This is a genomic window from Nocardia asiatica NBRC 100129 (assembly GCF_000308415.1).
Classification (GTDB): Bacteria; Actinomycetota; Actinomycetes; order Mycobacteriales; family Mycobacteriaceae; genus Nocardia; species Nocardia asiatica.
In genome coordinates this window covers 1-14,575 of the sequence record NZ_BAFS01000180.1, presented here as the reverse complement: position 1 = coordinate 14,575, position 14,575 = coordinate 1, and the positions used below count along the sequence as shown (strand labels likewise).

12 protein-coding genes and 4 tRNA genes are annotated in these 14,575 nt (G+C 68.7%); 12 read left to right on the top strand and 4 right to left on the bottom strand.

Going from position 1 to position 14,575, the window contains the following annotated elements; genetic code table 11:
- Positions 1-4: 4 nt before the first annotated feature.
- Entirely contained in the window at positions 5-895 is an 891-nt protein-coding gene (locus ON27_RS17115) for an NmrA family NAD(P)-binding protein (protein ID WP_051046698.1), read from the bottom strand.
- Between the two features lie 58 nt (positions 896-953).
- Here ON27_RS17115 and ON27_RS17110 point away from each other — a divergent pair, with 58 nt between their 5' ends.
- Positions 954-1,310 (top strand): winged helix-turn-helix transcriptional regulator, encoded by a 357-nt coding sequence (locus ON27_RS17110; protein WP_051046697.1) that lies wholly within the window; start codon positions 954-956, stop codon positions 1,308-1,310.
- 938 nt (positions 1,311-2,248) lie between these two features.
- Here ON27_RS17110 and ON27_RS17105 read toward each other — a convergent pair.
- From ON27_RS17105 to ON27_RS17095, 3 genes are all read right to left on the bottom strand, one after another.
- A tRNA-Val gene (locus ON27_RS17105) sits at positions 2,249-2,323 on the bottom strand.
- A 1-nt stretch (position 2,324) separates the two neighbouring features.
- Positions 2,325-2,395: transfer RNA gene (locus tag ON27_RS17100), tRNA-Cys, on the bottom strand.
- Between the two features lie 43 nt (positions 2,396-2,438).
- Positions 2,439-2,511 (bottom strand) — tRNA-Gly (locus tag ON27_RS17095).
- Positions 2,512-2,898: 387 nt separating this feature from the next.
- On the opposite strand from ON27_RS17095, the gene ON27_RS17090 reads away from it, so the two are divergent.
- The 11 genes from ON27_RS17090 to ON27_RS17040 all read left to right on the top strand — a co-directional run bounded on the left by ON27_RS17090 (position 2,899) and on the right by ON27_RS17040 (position 14,262).
- Positions 2,899-2,970, top strand: a tRNA-Val gene (locus ON27_RS17090).
- A 305-nt stretch (positions 2,971-3,275) separates the two neighbouring features.
- Positions 3,276-3,872: a carbonic anhydrase gene (locus tag ON27_RS17085; RefSeq protein WP_043727752.1), complete on the top strand. Its 597-nt coding sequence runs from the start codon at positions 3,276-3,278 to the stop codon at positions 3,870-3,872.
- A 243-nt stretch (positions 3,873-4,115) separates the two neighbouring features.
- Positions 4,116-6,371, top strand: a complete 2,256-nt coding sequence (locus ON27_RS17080) for a solute carrier family 23 protein (RefSeq protein WP_043727749.1) — start codon at positions 4,116-4,118, stop codon at positions 6,369-6,371.
- Positions 6,372-6,478: 107 nt separating this feature from the next.
- Positions 6,479-6,904 (top strand): TIGR02611 family protein, encoded by a 426-nt coding sequence (locus ON27_RS17075; RefSeq protein ID WP_051046696.1) that lies wholly within the window; start codon positions 6,479-6,481, stop codon positions 6,902-6,904.
- Positions 6,883-7,518: a (2Fe-2S)-binding protein gene (locus tag ON27_RS17070; RefSeq protein WP_245559987.1), complete on the top strand. Its 636-nt coding sequence runs from the start codon at positions 6,883-6,885 to the stop codon at positions 7,516-7,518. Before ON27_RS17075 ends, ON27_RS17070 begins: the two co-directional genes overlap by 22 nt.
- A 144-nt stretch (positions 7,519-7,662) precedes the next feature.
- Positions 7,663-9,726, top strand: a complete 2,064-nt coding sequence (gene thrS, locus ON27_RS17065) for a threonine--tRNA ligase (RefSeq protein WP_043727763.1) — start codon at positions 7,663-7,665, stop codon at positions 9,724-9,726.
- Positions 9,723-10,322, top strand: coding sequence for an ATP adenylyltransferase (locus tag ON27_RS17060; RefSeq protein ID WP_051046695.1), 600 nt, complete (start codon positions 9,723-9,725; stop codon positions 10,320-10,322). The genes thrS and ON27_RS17060 overlap by 4 nt, the downstream gene beginning before the upstream one ends.
- 23 nt (positions 10,323-10,345) lie before the next feature.
- Entirely contained in the window at positions 10,346-11,041 is a 696-nt protein-coding gene (gene pgsA, locus ON27_RS17055; RefSeq protein WP_043727744.1) for a phosphatidylinositol phosphate synthase, read from the top strand.
- An 88-nt stretch (positions 11,042-11,129) separates the two neighbouring features.
- On the top strand, positions 11,130-12,098 hold the full coding sequence (locus ON27_RS17050) for a phosphatidylinositol mannoside acyltransferase (RefSeq protein WP_043727740.1): 969 nt from the start codon (positions 11,130-11,132) through the stop codon (positions 12,096-12,098).
- Positions 12,095-13,219, top strand: a complete 1,125-nt coding sequence (locus ON27_RS17045; protein WP_043727738.1) for a glycosyltransferase family 4 protein — start codon at positions 12,095-12,097, stop codon at positions 13,217-13,219. The genes ON27_RS17050 and ON27_RS17045 overlap by 4 nt, the downstream gene beginning before the upstream one ends.
- Positions 13,219-14,262, top strand: a complete 1,044-nt coding sequence (locus ON27_RS17040; protein ID WP_043727756.1) for an NUDIX hydrolase — start codon at positions 13,219-13,221, stop codon at positions 14,260-14,262. The genes ON27_RS17045 and ON27_RS17040 overlap by 1 nt, the downstream gene beginning before the upstream one ends.
- The last annotated feature ends 313 nt before the right edge of the window (positions 14,263-14,575 follow it).

Genomic DNA, 14,575 nt, shown 5'->3' with positions numbered 1-14,575 from the left:
CTGCTCAGCCCTTCCCGGTACGGGCGTGCTCCGACCAGTCCTGACGTGCTGCCCAGTCGCGCACGGTGGTGGTGCCGACCGTGATCACCGCCGGATCCGGCTGCGGCGGCGAGGGTGCCCCCGGAGGCGGTGGCGTGTAGACCCCGGCGATGCCTTCGGCGGCCTCGGCCCCGAGATGCGGCGCCAGCATCCGCTGGTAGGCGGCCGGGGTGATCGCATTCCACCGCACCGGGTACCCGAGGATGGCGGCGAGTTCGTCGGCGACCTGATTCCCGGTCAGTGCCTGCGGACCTGCCACGATGCGCAGTGGGGGAGGAGCCGTCGACGTGATCAGAGCGGCGACGGCGGCGCCGAGATCGTCCAGCGCGACCCACGGAACGGGAAGGTCTTCCGGAAGCGGATACGCGACCTCCCCGCCACGGACGAGCGGGGCGGACCACGGGGCTGCGAGGTTGTCCAGGTACGTGCGTGCGGGCGCGACCACGGTGGCGGTCTCGACGATCCGAGGCAGTTCGGCCGACACGAGTACGCGCGCGTCCACGAACGGCACGCCGACCGCCTCGCCGGGCACCACACTGCCCGGGTTGAAGACCGCTCGCCGCACCCCCGCCGCCCGGAGCGCGGCCAGCACCGCCCGCGCCTGCCGGATGGCCGGCTCGGCGGCGAACACCAGTGGCAATTGGACGACCACGGCGTCGGCGCCGGTGTACGCCGCGGCCAGCGAATCGGCGTCGAGCAGATCGGCGCGAACCGGTTCGGCGTCCGGGTGCAGCCGGGAGGCGGAGGCGGGGCGGGCGATGCCGCGCACACGATGTCCTGCCGATACGAGCCCGCGCACGATCGCGGCTCCCTGGGCGCCTGTCGCGCCGTGGACGATCACGGTGGAACTGTTCATGCCCGGCGACGTTAGTTTCGCCGATGAAGCGATACCCAGAACGTGATATAGGTTCCTTATGGGAACTATCGGCGGTGACCAGCTGGAACGACTGAACGCGGCCGCGCCCCGGGGGTGCGGCATCGAGCGCACGCTGAAGGTGCTGGACGGGAAGTGGACCACGCTGATCGTCCGGGAGCTGCTGTCGGGGCCCAAACGGTTCGGCGACCTGCGCACCGCCCTCGGCGCTCCCAGTGCCAAGACCCTCACCGACCGACTCAGGGCACTGGAACATCAGCGGATCCTCACGCGCACCGTGCACGCCGAAGTGCCGCCCCGGGTCGTCTACGCGCTCACCGAAGACGGGCAGAGTCTCGTCGAGGTCCTGTACGCCATGCTGAAATGGGGCGAGGAACACCCCCTCGTCCAGCCGTGACCCGTCCTCAGCAGCGACGCCAGTCGATGTAGTGACTCCACTGCGGATGCGGCGTGCCGCAATCCGCCCATGCGTCGATCGCGACACCGAATTCCATCGGACCGGAAGTGCACGACGCAGTCGACGGGATTGCCCCCGCGACCGTCGGTCCCGGCTTCGACCATTGCCCCGGAACCGGAAGCACCACGGGGCCCGCGATCAGCGGCATGATGCCGACACACCGGACCCCCGCCCGGTGCACGCCATCGCCGCCTGCGCAATGCGACGTCGCGGCTGTGGGTGTCCTGTCGACGCCGCACCCTACCGGCGCTGCCTCCGCGGCAGCGCCACCGACCAGCGAGATACCGGCGCCCAGGCCCACGGCCACAGCCCAACCGGCTACGTCGCACGCGATGCCTCTCATGTCACTCCTCCCGTTTCGGCCTCGATCGGCCGGTTGTTCGCCGATATCGAAGCTGGCGCGTCCAGCATTACTTCACCCGGAACAACGTCAGGGACCATCTCTCGAATAGCGTTGGCCCACTGTGACTTTTGTACAGCAGATGCGATCGGCCGCGGCTCGATCGTGCTAGGGCTACGGGAGACGAGCCGACATATGCGCGCTCTCCTGGTGGGGTGGACCGATCAGCCGACGATGGATTCCTTGTCCGGCACCCGGCGCATGAGGGCAACCCACGGCGCATACGCCGGAGGGCAGCGCGTGCGGCCAGTGCACTCCGCGCCAATAGGCCCGCAGATGTCCGGTACACGGACGAAAGGCTCAGACCGGCAGGCTCGGGGCGTGCGGCGAAGAACGAGAACATGAGACGCGTCATGCACGCCGGGCACGGGCGGCACTGGCGGATGACCTGGGATGCGGCTCGTGTCGATGAGCAGGTGCTGCGGGGGCACAAACGAAATCAGACCCGGTGAAAACCGGGCCTGACCTGGTGAGACGGTGGTGCGCGATACTGGGATTGAACCAGTGACCTCTTCCGTGTCAGGGAAGCGCTCTCCCGCTGAGCTAATCGCGCGAGGTGGAGACGGGAATCGAACCCGTGTGCACGGCTTTGCAGGCCGTTGCCTCACCACTCGGCCACTCCACCGTGCGAAGGGGGACGGCGTAATGTTGCCTGGCCCTACCTCTCGAGCGGATGACGGGATTCGAACCCGCGACCCTCACCTTGGCAAGGTGATGCGCTACCAGCTGCGCTACATCCGCATTTTGCCTCCCCGGAGCTCGTTTCCGGCCTCCGTGGTGCGAGACAGAACATTAGCGGACGCTCGGTGAAAGGTACAAATCCGCTGGTAGAACGAGGGGAATCGGCAAAGTGGCGTGCTGTTACGTGGGTGGCCGATGGGGTTGATGGGGGAGCAGGGGCTTCTGTCGTCACTCCGGCTGCTCGGGTCGAAGTCGGCTGCTGCGCTCGGGTGGCTCGCTTCGACCGTCGGCCGGATCGCCCGAACCGGGTTCCGGCGTGGAGCCGACGGAGGGCCGCCTGCCCCGCCAATGAACTCTGTCCGGATGGCGATTTGGTGAACCGACGGTGGCGCGTGCTAATGTTTCGTCTCGTCCGGACGGCAACCCGAGTCGCCGGAAGTGATGTCAGGTCTCATAGCTCAGCGGGAGAGCGTCCGCCTCACACGCGGAAGGTCGCTGGTTCGATCCCAGCTGGGACCACTCACGCAGTTCGAGACCGGTGCAGTTTCTGCCCGGTCTTTTTTCTTCGCATCTTCGCCGCGCCCGGCTGATCTTCAGAGGCCACCCTCTTTGTTGCACTGTGACCTGGGTCACATTATGGTAGCGGTTGCCCTCCTGGGAGCCCGAACCCTTTCCATACGCTTTGCGAAGTCTTTACTATCATTGCTGCGTCACGGGTCGCGCTTCCGCCCACGGAGGGCGGCAGCCCTGCCCGCCGCTCGCTTTCGATGCCAAGAACATGTTTGACCGATGAACCGGGGTCACGTCCCGGCGAAGGAGAAAATATGTCCACCGACACCGATTCCGCACCACGGACGTCGCTGCGCGCGGGCACGGCCGGTCGCCTGACCGGCACCGCCCCTGCCGATCCGACCGGCTCGACCGTGATTCCCCTTGTCGCGCTATCGCTTTCGCTCTGCGTGCCGGTGGCTCGCGGGGCGCGCGAGCGTGAATCCCGCGTTGGCGCGGTGCAATTCGCCGAGCCGGGCAGTGCGCGAACGGCCGCCGCCTCGGCGGCACCGCCGCAGCGCGGGCGCTTCGGGTCGGTCGCCCGGCCATGGCGGCGAACGCTTTTCCTCGCCTGCGCCGACGGGCGAATCGTGCCCGAGCGCAACAGCGGGCGTGGCGACCGGTGCGCCGTCCGGAACGTAAGCAACCAGGTGTCGGCGCGGGGCGGGGGCGTCTCGATGGCGGCGGGCCCGACCGACGCGCTGGAGACGCTGTACGCGCATCCGGCCGCGTGGCGCGGCATCGAGGAGCGGGACGTGGCGGGTTCGGGGTCGTTCTGCCAGCCGGCTACTGCCCGTGTGATCGAAGTCATGGTCGACGGTATCGGGAGGTTCGGCGACGACGGGCGGCGGATCGCGGCAGAACCCGTCTGACCGGGCGATGTGCGGCACGTCACGGTGATCACGATGAGAGGACGGTGGGGAATAACACACAATTGGCGAAGTTCTCAGGCTTTGCTAAGTCTTTACCAATAGACTTGTCCTCGTTTACATCTCGACTCATCGCTGTGTCGGGACTGCTTCACCGCGAGATGCCGGTTCGCGGTCTTGTGCCCTGCTGGACATGTTGATCGTCAACCGACCTCGGCGAATCAGCCGAGTCGGCGAAGGAGAGTCATGGCTATCGATCACGATTTAGCCCCGCCACTGTCAATGCCCGAACCGACACCGACGGGCTCGGGCCGCAGTTCCGGACCGTTGTCCGATCGCTTCACCGATATCCTCCGCCACGACGTGCCCGCCTCGATCGTGGTTTTCCTTGTCGCGCTGCCGCTTTCACTCGGCATCGCGATCGCGTCCGGAGCGCCCGTCGCCGCAGGGCTCATCGCCGCCGTCATCGGCGGTATCGTCGCCGGAACGCTGGGTGGTTCGGTACTCCAGGTGAGCGGCCCCGCCGCGGGCCTCACCGTCGTCGTCGCCGAGACGATCGACCGATTCGGTTGGCGTCTCACCTGTTTCATCGTCGTGATAGCCGGTGTGCTGCAGATTCTGCTCGGGCTCAGCCGGGTGGCCAGAGCGGCGCTCGCCGTGGCGCCGGTGGTGGTGCACGCGATGCTCGCCGGTATCGGCATCACGATCGCGCTGCAGCAGATCCATGTGCTGCTCGGTGGTTCCTCGCACAGCTCGGCCTGGCGGAACATCATCGAGCTGCCCGGACAGCTGATGTCCCTGCACGGCGGCGGTGCGTTGATCGGCGCGGTCGTGATCGCGATCATGCTCGGCTGGAAGTACATGCCCGCGCGGCTCCGCGTCGTTCCGGGCCCCTTGGTCGCGGTGCTCGTCGGCACGGCGTTGTCGCTGGCGCTGCCGCTGGACGCCGAGCGCATCGTGCTCAACGGCTCGCTCTTCGACGCCATCGGCCTGCCCGCGCTGCCGAACGGAGACTGGTCGGGGCTGGTCCTCGCCATCATCACCATCGCCCTGATCGCCAGCGTGGAGAGCCTGCTGTCCGCGGTGGCGGTGGACAAGATGCACACGCGCAAGCGCACCGACTTCGACCGTGAGCTGATCGGCCAGGGCTCGGCGAATGTGCTGTCCGGCCTGCTCGGCGGCCTGCCGGTAACCGGCGTCATCGTGCGCAGCGCCACCAACGTGCAGGCGGGCGCGCACAGCCGCGCCTCCGCGATCCTGCACGGCGTCTGGCTCCTGGTGTTCTCGGTGGCCCTGGTGTCGGTGGTGGAGCAGATCCCGAAGGCCGCGCTGGCCGGTCTGCTCATCGTGATCGGCACCCAGCTGGTCAAGCTGGCCCACATCAAGCTGGCCCGGCGCACCGGCGACCTGCTGGTCTACGCCGTGACGCTGCTCAGCGTGGTGTTCTTGAACCTGCTGGAGGGCGTGCTGATCGGCCTGGGCCTGGCCTTCGGCCTGCTGCTGTGGCGGGTGGTCCGGGTGGCGGTCAAGGCCGAACAGATCCCGGGCACCCAGCGCTGGCTGATGACCATCGACGGCTCGGCCACCTTCCTCGCGCTGCCGAAGCTGTCGGCGCAGTTCGCGAAGATCCCCGCGGGAGCCGACGTCACGGTGGAGATGACGGTCGACTTCCTCGATCACGCGGCATTCGAGGCCGTCGAGGAGTTCGCCCGCCAGCAGGTGAGCAGCGGCGGCAGCGTCGACTTCGTGGAGATCGGCGGGGCCAGGATGGCGCACGCGACGGCGAAACCGCCGTCGCGGAGTTTCGCTCGCTCGGTCTGGGACGAGATCCTCGGCCCGTGGCGGCGCGATCAGCGCCACGAGAACCCGGTCGCGGCCGGTGTCGCGGCCTATCACCGCAGCCACGCGCACGTGGTCCGGCCGCATCTGGACGAGCTGCGCGACAAGCAGGACCCGGATTCGTTCTTCCTGACCTGCTCGGACTCGCGGATCGTGCCGAACATCATCACCAACAGCGGGCCGGGTGACCTGTTCACCGTGCGCAACGTGGGCAATCTCGCGCCCGCCGAGGGTGACGCGTCGGTCGAGGCCGCCCTGGTGTTCGCGCTCGAACAGCTGAACGTCCGCTCGATCGTGGTCTGCGGGCATTCCTCCTGCGGTGCGATGAAGGCGTTGCACACCGGCGCCCAGGTGCCCGGTGTGGACGCCTGGCTGGCTCACGCGCAGCCGAGTCTGGAGCGGTTCCGGGCGGGCCATCCGGTAGCGGCCGCGGCGCGGGAAGCCGGCTTCGGCGAGGTCGATCAGCTGGCCATGGTGAACGTCGCGGTGCAGCTCGAGCTGCTGCACCGGCACCCGGCGGTGCGCAAGGCGGTCGCCGAGCGCGGCGTCACGGTGTCGGGCCTTTTCTTCGACATCGGCAGCGCCCGGGTCGTCGAGGTGACCGAGAACGGCATCGCGCACATCGATGACGCGGGCCAGCAGCCCGCTCACGAACTGGTCTGATCGACGGGGACGAGTGATCCCGCCCGGGCGCGCCGCCCGGGCGGGATCACTGTGTCCGGGCACGTGGGGCCGAGTTCGGTGGGCCGGATTGCTCGTACTCTGGGGACGTGTCCGCTGATCTGAAATCGGGCTCGGCCCACCGGCCGACCCGCTGGCGCGCCTTCCGTGCCGGACTCGAACGACGACCTACCCTGTACCTCGGCTACCGGATCGTGGTCGCGGTGGTCGGTGTCGCCGTGCTCGCGGTCGGTGTCCTCGCGATCCCCTATCCCGGTCCCGGCTGGGCGATCGTGTTCGCCGGGCTCGGCATCCTGGCCACCGAATTCGCTTGGGCGCACAGGGTGTTGACCTGGCTGCGGGACCGGTACCGGCAATTGATGGCCTGGTACTCCGGTCAGGGCCGGGTCGTGCAGGTGGCGGGGGCGGTCGCCACCGCGGCGCTGGTCGTCGCGACGCTGTGGATTTTGGGAACCTTTGGGCTCGTGGGCAGTTGGATCGGAGTGGAATGGGAATGGCTGCGCAGCCCCCTGTGACGGTGACCACCGTGCCGGGGCGCACGCTCACCCAGCCGGAATGGCTGGCCGCGCGGATCGCGGAGATGGGCCACTCCTGGGGGACCGCGTCGCCGCGCATCGCCGGCACGCTGTGGTGGTGCATGGCCGCCTCCGCTCTGGTGGAGCAGATCGCGCGGGCGTACGCCGCCGACCAGGACGCACCGGAACCCGCACTGGACCGTATGGATTGCGAGGTGCGTCCCGACGGTGGGGTCGAGCGGGTGCGCGTAGTGGCGGACAGTGGTTCCGCCCGCGGCGGCGCTGCGGCGCTGCGGGCGACGCTCACCGCCGTGATCGAGCCGGTCGCCGAGGTGTCCGGGGCGGGAGTGCCGTCGCTGTGGGCGATCGCCGCCGATGCGATCGGCAACCGTGCCCTGGACGCCGGTTCGCCGGACGCGGGCGCACGGCTCGCCTCCGACATCGGTGGCAAACTGCCGGCGCCGCGGTTCGTCGAGATCGGCGGGCGCACCTTCGTCCGGCGCATCTCCTGCTGCCTGGTGTTCGAGGTCCCCGGCTGCCAGATGTGCACCAGTTGCCCGAAGCGGCCCGCCGTCGAACGAACGGCCCTGCTCGCCGACCTGGCCCGAGACTGACGATCTGACTCGTACGGCCTCGAAGCCCGGAGGGGCGGACGAGCGCGGCGGGACAGTAGCATGGTCGCGCCGGGCGAACATGCGATCGGCCACCATCCAGCGGGGACCCAGCCCGCACACGAGAACGCCAAGGAGAGCGCAGCCGTGACCACCTCAGCCCCCATCAGTCCTGTCGCCCTCGTCCGGGTGCCGGCCGGGACGACGGCGGGCGCCGCGGTGCGCGAGGCGGGACTACCCACCAAGGGGCCGGAGACCGTGGTCGTCGTCCGGGTGGACGGTGAACTCAAGGACCTGTCCTGGACTCCGGACGACGACGTCGACGTGGAGCCGGTGGCGGCGAACACCGACGACGGCCGCAACGTCATCCGGCACTCCGCCGCGCACGTGCTCGCCCAAGCGGTGCAGCAGGAGTTCCCCGGGGCGAAGCTCGGCATCGGCCCCTACATCAAGGACGGGTTCTACTACGACTTCCGCGTCGAGCGGCCGTTCACCCCGGAGGATCTGGCCAAGCTGGAATCCCGGATGAAGAAGATCGTCAAGGGCGCGCAGCGGTTCTCCCGCCGGGTGGTCGAGGTCGAGGACGCCAGGGTCGAACTGGCCGGGGAACCGTTCAAACTGGAGCTGATCAGCGACAAGTCCGGCATCGACGACCCGGAGGTCATGGAGGTCGGCGGCAAAGAGCTGACCATCTACGACAATTTGGATCCGCGCACCGGTGCGAAGGTCTGGGGCGATCTGTGCCGCGGGCCGCACGTTCCTACCACCAAGTTCATCCCGGCCTTCAAACTGACCCGCAGCTCGGCCGCGTATTGGCGCGGTGACCAGAGCCGCGAGGATCTGCAGCGCATCTACGGCACCGCGTGGGAATCCCAGGAGGCGCTCGACGAGCACCTGCACCTGCTCGCCGAGGCCGAGCGCCGCGATCATCGCAAGCTGGGCCTGGAACTCGACCTGTTCAGCTTCCCAGACGAACTCGGTTCCGGCCTTCCGGTCTTCCACCCCAAGGGCGGCATCATCCGCAAGGAATTGGAGGAGTACTCGCGCCGCAGGCATGTCGCCGCGGGCTACGAGTTCGTCAACACCCCGCACATCACCAAGGGGCATCTGTTCGAGGTCTCCGGTCACCTGGACTGGTACCGCGACGGCATGTTCCCCGCGATGCACCTGGACGCCGAACTCAACGAGGACGGCACCGTCCGCAAGCCCGGCCAGGACTACTACGTCAAGCCGATGAACTGCCCGATGCACAATCTGATCTTCCGCGCTCGCGGGCGGTCGTATCGGGAACTGCCGCTGCGGCTGTTCGAGTTCGGCTCGGTCTACCGCTACGAGAAGTCCGGCGTGGTGCACGGACTCACCCGGGTGCGCGGCATGACCCAGGACGACGCGCACATCTACTGCACCAAAGAGCAGATGCACAGCGAGCTGACCGACACGCTGCGGTTCGTGCTGGATCTGCTGAAGGACTACGGCCTCGACGACTTCTACCTCGAGTTGTCCACCAAGGACCCGAAGAAGTTCGTCGGTTCCGAGGAGATCTGGGAGGAGGCCACCGAGACCTTGTCCAAGGTCGCCTCGGCCTCCGGTCTGGAGCTGGTGCCCGATCCCGGCGGCGCCGCTTTCTACGGGCCGAAGATCTCCGTGCAGGCCAAGGACGCGCTGGGCCGCACCTGGCAGATGTCGACCATCCAGCTGGACTTCAACCTGCCCGAGCGTTTCGACCTGGAGTACACCGCCTCCGACGGCACCAAGCAGCGGCCGGTCATGATTCACCGGGCACTGTTCGGCTCCATCGAGCGATTCTTCGGTGTGCTCACCGAGCACTACGCGGGCGCGTTCCCGGCGTGGCTCGCGCCGGTGCAGGTCGTGGGCATCCCGGTCGCGGAAGCCTTCGCCCCGCACCTGGATCGGGTGATCGAGCGGTTGCAGGACGAGGGCATTCGCGCGCAGGTGGACCGCAGCGACGACCGCATGCAGAAGAAGATCTTCAACAACACCGCGCAGAAGGTGCCGTTCATGCTGCTGGCCGGTGAGCGCGACGTGAACGCGAACGCCGTGAGCTTCCGCTTCCGCGACGGCACCCAGGTCAACGGCGTCCCGGTCGACGACGCGGTGGCCACCATCGTCGCGTGGATCGCCCACCGGGAGAACGCTTCGCCGACAGCCGACGGTTTCGAGATCCGATCATCGAGCAAGGGTGGGGCATGACCGAGCGTACGGTGCCGGACGGAATCGCGGACTTGGACGAGACCGCGCCTTCGGACGAGCCGGGCAGCATCGTGGACTCCGGCGCCGGGGAACCGGATCGGCTGCTGCGGCTGTGGACGCCGTACCGCATGTCCTACATCGCCGAAGCGGCCACGGGGCCCAAGGACTCGACCGGTCATCCCTTCACCGACATCCCGAAGATGTCCGACGAGGACGGACTGGTCGTGGCCCGGGGCGAACTGGTGTACGCCGTGCTCAACCTGTACCCGTACAACCCGGGGCACATGATGGTGGTGCCGTACCGCAAGGTCGCGAACCTGGAGGACCTCACCGAGGCGGAGAGCGCCGAATTGATGGCCTTCACCCAGCAGGCGATCCGGGTGATGAAGAGGGTGTCCCGGCCGCACGGGTTCAACGTCGGGCTGAATCTCGGCGGGGTGGCGGGCGGGTCGCTGGCCGACCACCTGCACCAGCACATCGTGCCGCGCTGGGGTGGCGACGCGAACTTCATCACCGTCATCGGCGGGGCGAAGGTCATGCCGCAACTGCTGCGCGAGACCAGGGCGCTGCTGTCGGCGGCCTGGAAGGAGGCGTAGATGAGCGACCGGGCGGATCGGCCGTGCTGAGCTTCTTCGGCCGCGAGGCGTTCGCCAAAGCGACGGCCCCGCTGGGCCGAGCGCTGGTCGGCACGGGGCTGACTCCCGACGCCATGACGCTGATCGGCACCACCGCCTCCATCGTCGCCGCGGTCACGCTCTTCCCGACCGGACACCTGTTCTGGGGAACCATGGTGATCTGGTTGTTCGTCATGTTCGACATGCTCGACGGCGCGATGGCCAGGGCCCGCGGCGGCGGCACGAAATACGGCGCGGTGCTCGACGCCACCTGTGACCGGCTGGCCGACGGCGCCATCTTCGGCGGCCTGGCCTGGTGGGCGGTCTTCCACGAGCAGCACAAGCCGCTGTTCGCCGCGACGCTCGTCGTCCTGGTCACCTCGCAGGTGATCTCCTACGCCAAGGCGCGCGCCGAGGCCAGCGGGCTGTCGGCGGACGGCGGCCTCATCGAGCGGCCGGACCGGCTGATCATCGTGCTGGTCGGCGCCGGGTTCACCGGGATCGGCGGACACTGGGGGGTCGAGTGGCTGACCTACGCCGTGCACGTGGCCATGTGGATCCTGGCCGTGCTCAGCATCGTCACCGTCGTCCAGCGGGTGCTGGCCGTGCGCAATTCTCCAGGAGCGCGCACCGTGATCCCGGCCGGGCAGCCGCAGCGCCCGAGCGCGGGCAGCGCCGACACCACGGGACTTCCGTCGTGATCTCACCTGACACCGGACGCCGACCGATCGACGGAAGCGTCCGGGTATCCGTGGCGGCGGCTCACCGACCGGCGGCGCGGGAGTGCGAATGAACATCGGAGAGCAGATCGGCGCCGCCGGATACGCGACGGGTTGGCGGCTGGTGCGTGCGCTGCCCGAGCCGACGGCCCGGCGGCTGTTCGAATGGGGCGCGGAGCGCGTCGCGCGTCGCGCCAATCGGGAGTTCCGCGCGGGAGGCGCGCCGAACCAGTTGCGGCGCAACCTGGCGCGGGTACTCGGCGTACTTCCCGCCGACGTGCCGGATGAGTTGATCAGCGCGAGCATGCGGTCCTATGCGCGGTACTGGCGCGAGGCGTTCCGGCTGCCGACGATGGACCACTCCACGATCGACTACTTCGTCGGTGGGTTGCCGTACCTGGACGCCGCACTGGCCGAGGGGCGAGGCGTGGTACTCGTGCTGCCGCACTCGGGCAACTGGGACATGGCAGGCGTCTGGCTGGTGCAACACTACGGACGCTTCGCCACCGTGGCCGAGCGGCTGAAGCCGGAATCGCTGTTCGAGCGGTTCGTCGCCTACCGGGAGAGCCTCGGCTTCGAGGTGTTCCCGCTGACCGGAGGCGAGCAACCGCCGTTCGCCCAGTTGGCGGCGCGCCTGCGGCAGAACGGGGTCGTGTGCCTGTTGGGCGAGCGCGACCTCACCGGCAAGGGCGTACCCGTGCAGTTCTTCGGTGAGCGCACCTGGATGCCCGCCGGCGCGGCGAAATTGGCGATCGAGACCGGTGCGGCGTTGATACCGGTGCACGCCTGGTTCGAGGCCGATGCCGACGGCCGTGAGGACTGGGGCCTGAAAACCGAAGCGCCGGTGGACGTTTCCGGCGGGGTGGCCGCGGCTACCCAGGCATTGGCGGATCGCTTCGCCGCGAATATCGCCGAGCATCCAGCGGATTGGCACATGCTGCAACCATTGTGGGAGAGCGATCTCTCGCCCGGGCGGCGCGCCATGATCGCCACCGCGCAGGCGAGCATCCGGGCCGAGCAGGGAGACGTATCGCCATGAAGATCGGCATGGTCTGCCCCTATTCGTTCGACGTCCCCGGCGGGGTGCAGGCGCATGTCGTCGAGCTGGCGCGGGTGTTCAACGAGCGCGGGCACAAGGTGAGCGTGCTCGCGCCCGCCTCCGAAGGCACGCCACTGCCGGAGTTCGTGGTGTCGGCGGGCCGTGCGGTGGCCATCCCGTACAACGGGTCGGTGGCCCGGCTGTCCTTCGGGCCCATGGCCTACACCAGGATTCGCCGGTGGATCGACGGCAACGATTTCGATGTGCTGCATATCCACGAGCCGAACGCGCCGAGCTTGTCCATGCTCGCGCTGAAGATCGCCGAGGGCCCGATCGTCGCGACTTTCCACACCTCGACAACGAAATCGTTGGTGCTGAGTACTTTCCAGGGCGTGCTGCGGCCGTATCACGAGAAGATCTCCGGCCGTATCGCCGTCTCGGAGCTGGCGCGGCGCTGGCAGGTCGAGGCGCTGGGATCGGACGCGGTCGAGATTCCCAACGGCGTGGACGTATCGGCGTTCGCCCGCGCGCCCGTGCTGCCCGGCTATCCGCGTGCGGGCGGGACGGTGCTGTTCCTCGGACGCTACGACGAGCCACGCAAAGGTATGGAGGTGTTGCTCGGCGCGCTTCCCGATCTGGTGCGCAGGCATCCCGAGGTCGAGATTCTGATCGTGGGCCGCGGCGACGAGGACCGCTTACGGCGTGAAGCGGGCAAGCTGGCCGGTCACCTGCGTTTTCTCGGCCAGGTGTCCGACGAGGAGAAGGCTTCGGCGATGCGCAGCGCGGACGTGTACGTCGCGCCCAACCTGGGCGGAGAGAGCTTCGGCATCATCCTGATCGAGGCGATGGCGGCGGGCACCCCGGTCGTGGCCAGTGAACTGGACGCGTTCCGCCGGGTGCTGCGGGACGGTGCGGCGGGCATGCTGGTCCCGGTCGGCGACTCGGCTGCGCTGGCCGCCGCGTTGCACTCGGTGCTCACCGACGAGGCGCGCAGGGAGGCCTTGGTGCGCACGGCGACGCAAGTGGTCGGCGAATACGACTGGCCGGTGGTTGCCGAACAGATCCTGCGCGTCTACGAGACGGTGACCGTCGGCGACACGAGAGTGCGGGCGGCCGGATGATCACCTTCTCCGCGACGACCGTTCTCGTCCTCGCGCTGATCGCGGCGGTGGTCGTCGCCATCGGTCTGTGGGCGTACTCCACCGCCAACCGGCTCGACCGCTTGCACGTGCGCTCCGACCAGTCCTGGCAGGCGCTGGACGCTGCCCTGGCGCGGCGGGCGGTGGTGGCCAGGTCGGTCGCCATGGCCATCGCGGGCCCGGTGTCCGACCCGGCCCTGGCGGAGCAGGCCAGACAGCTCTCGTCGCTGGCGGATCGCGCCGAGCGCGCGGGTCGGGCCGAGCGGGAGACCGTGGAGAACCGGTTGTCCTCGGCGCTGTCGGCGGTCGACATCGGCACGCTGCGGCCGCAGCTGGTGGCCGAGCTGGCCGACGCCGAGGCGAGGGTGCTGATCGCCCGCCGTTTCCACAACGACGCGGTGCGCGACACGTTGGCGCTGCGTACACGCCGCCCGGTCCGGATCCTGCATCTGGGCGGTACCGCCCCACTGCCCTCCTACTTCGAGATCACCGAGCGCGCCACACCCGCGGCCTCCACCGGGCTCGCGGTGGACACCATCCGCACCACCGCGCGCATCGTGCTGCTCGACGAGCAGGACCGGACCCTGCTGATGCGCGGCAACGATCCGAAGACGCCGGAGGTGTCGTTCTGGTTCACCGTCGGCGGCGGCGTGGAGCCGGGGGAGAGCCTGCGCGTGGCGGCGGTGCGGGAACTGTACGAGGAGACCGGCTACCGCGCGGACCCGGCCGACCTGCGCGGTCCGATCTGGCGGCGGGTCGCGGTATTTCCCTTCGACGGCCAGCTGATCCGATCCGAGGAACTGTTCTTCGCATTGCGGTTGCGCGCCTTCCAGCCGCACGCGGCGAATCTGACCGCGATCGAGCGCCGCTCCATCACCGGAAACAAGTGGTGCACGGCGGCCGACATCGTCGCGCTGGACAGCTCCGGCGAAACCGTCTACCCATATCACCTGGACGAGCTGCTCGCCGAAGCGGCCGAGGCGGCGTCGGGCACTGTCGATCCGGAGGTCCGTTCCATCCGCTGACCGGCCGTGAACCCATGTGATCTGTTTCACGATCGTGATAGCGTCGCGATGATTCAGGGCGCCGGAGGGTAGTGCTCACAGGGACGCATGCGATTCGGCGTCGTGGTCTCGTTGACGGCGGGGCCGTTCCCGTTCGGTTGTGGAGGTAGTTGGTTCATGTCGTACCTGCTGTTCGATTTCCTTTTGCCGCTGATCGGCCCCGCGGCCGCGGAGTACTGGGCGACGTTGCTGGTGGTCGGCCCGCTGTGATCCGCCGCCCGGCGACGGCCGGGCAGTCCAGTACCGCGCCGGGACGGAACGACCCCCGAGCCCT

Coding starts and splice junctions, on each gene's coding strand:
- ON27_RS17115 (WP_051046698.1), bottom strand. CDS start 895: ATGAACAGTTCCACCGTGATCGTCCACGGCGCGACAGGCGCCCAGGGA.
- ON27_RS17110 (WP_051046697.1), top strand. CDS start 954: ATGGGAACTATCGGCGGTGACCAGCTGGAACGACTGAACGCGGCCGCG.
- ON27_RS17085 (WP_043727752.1), top strand. CDS start 3,276: ATGTCCACCGACACCGATTCCGCACCACGGACGTCGCTGCGCGCGGGC.
- ON27_RS17080 (WP_043727749.1), top strand. CDS start 4,116: ATGGCTATCGATCACGATTTAGCCCCGCCACTGTCAATGCCCGAACCG.
- ON27_RS17070 (WP_245559987.1), top strand. CDS start 6,883: ATGGCTGCGCAGCCCCCTGTGACGGTGACCACCGTGCCGGGGCGCACG.
- ON27_RS17060 (WP_051046695.1), top strand. CDS start 9,723: ATGACCGAGCGTACGGTGCCGGACGGAATCGCGGACTTGGACGAGACC.
- ON27_RS17050 (WP_043727740.1), top strand. CDS start 11,130: ATGAACATCGGAGAGCAGATCGGCGCCGCCGGATACGCGACGGGTTGG.
- ON27_RS17045 (WP_043727738.1), top strand. CDS start 12,095: ATGAAGATCGGCATGGTCTGCCCCTATTCGTTCGACGTCCCCGGCGGG.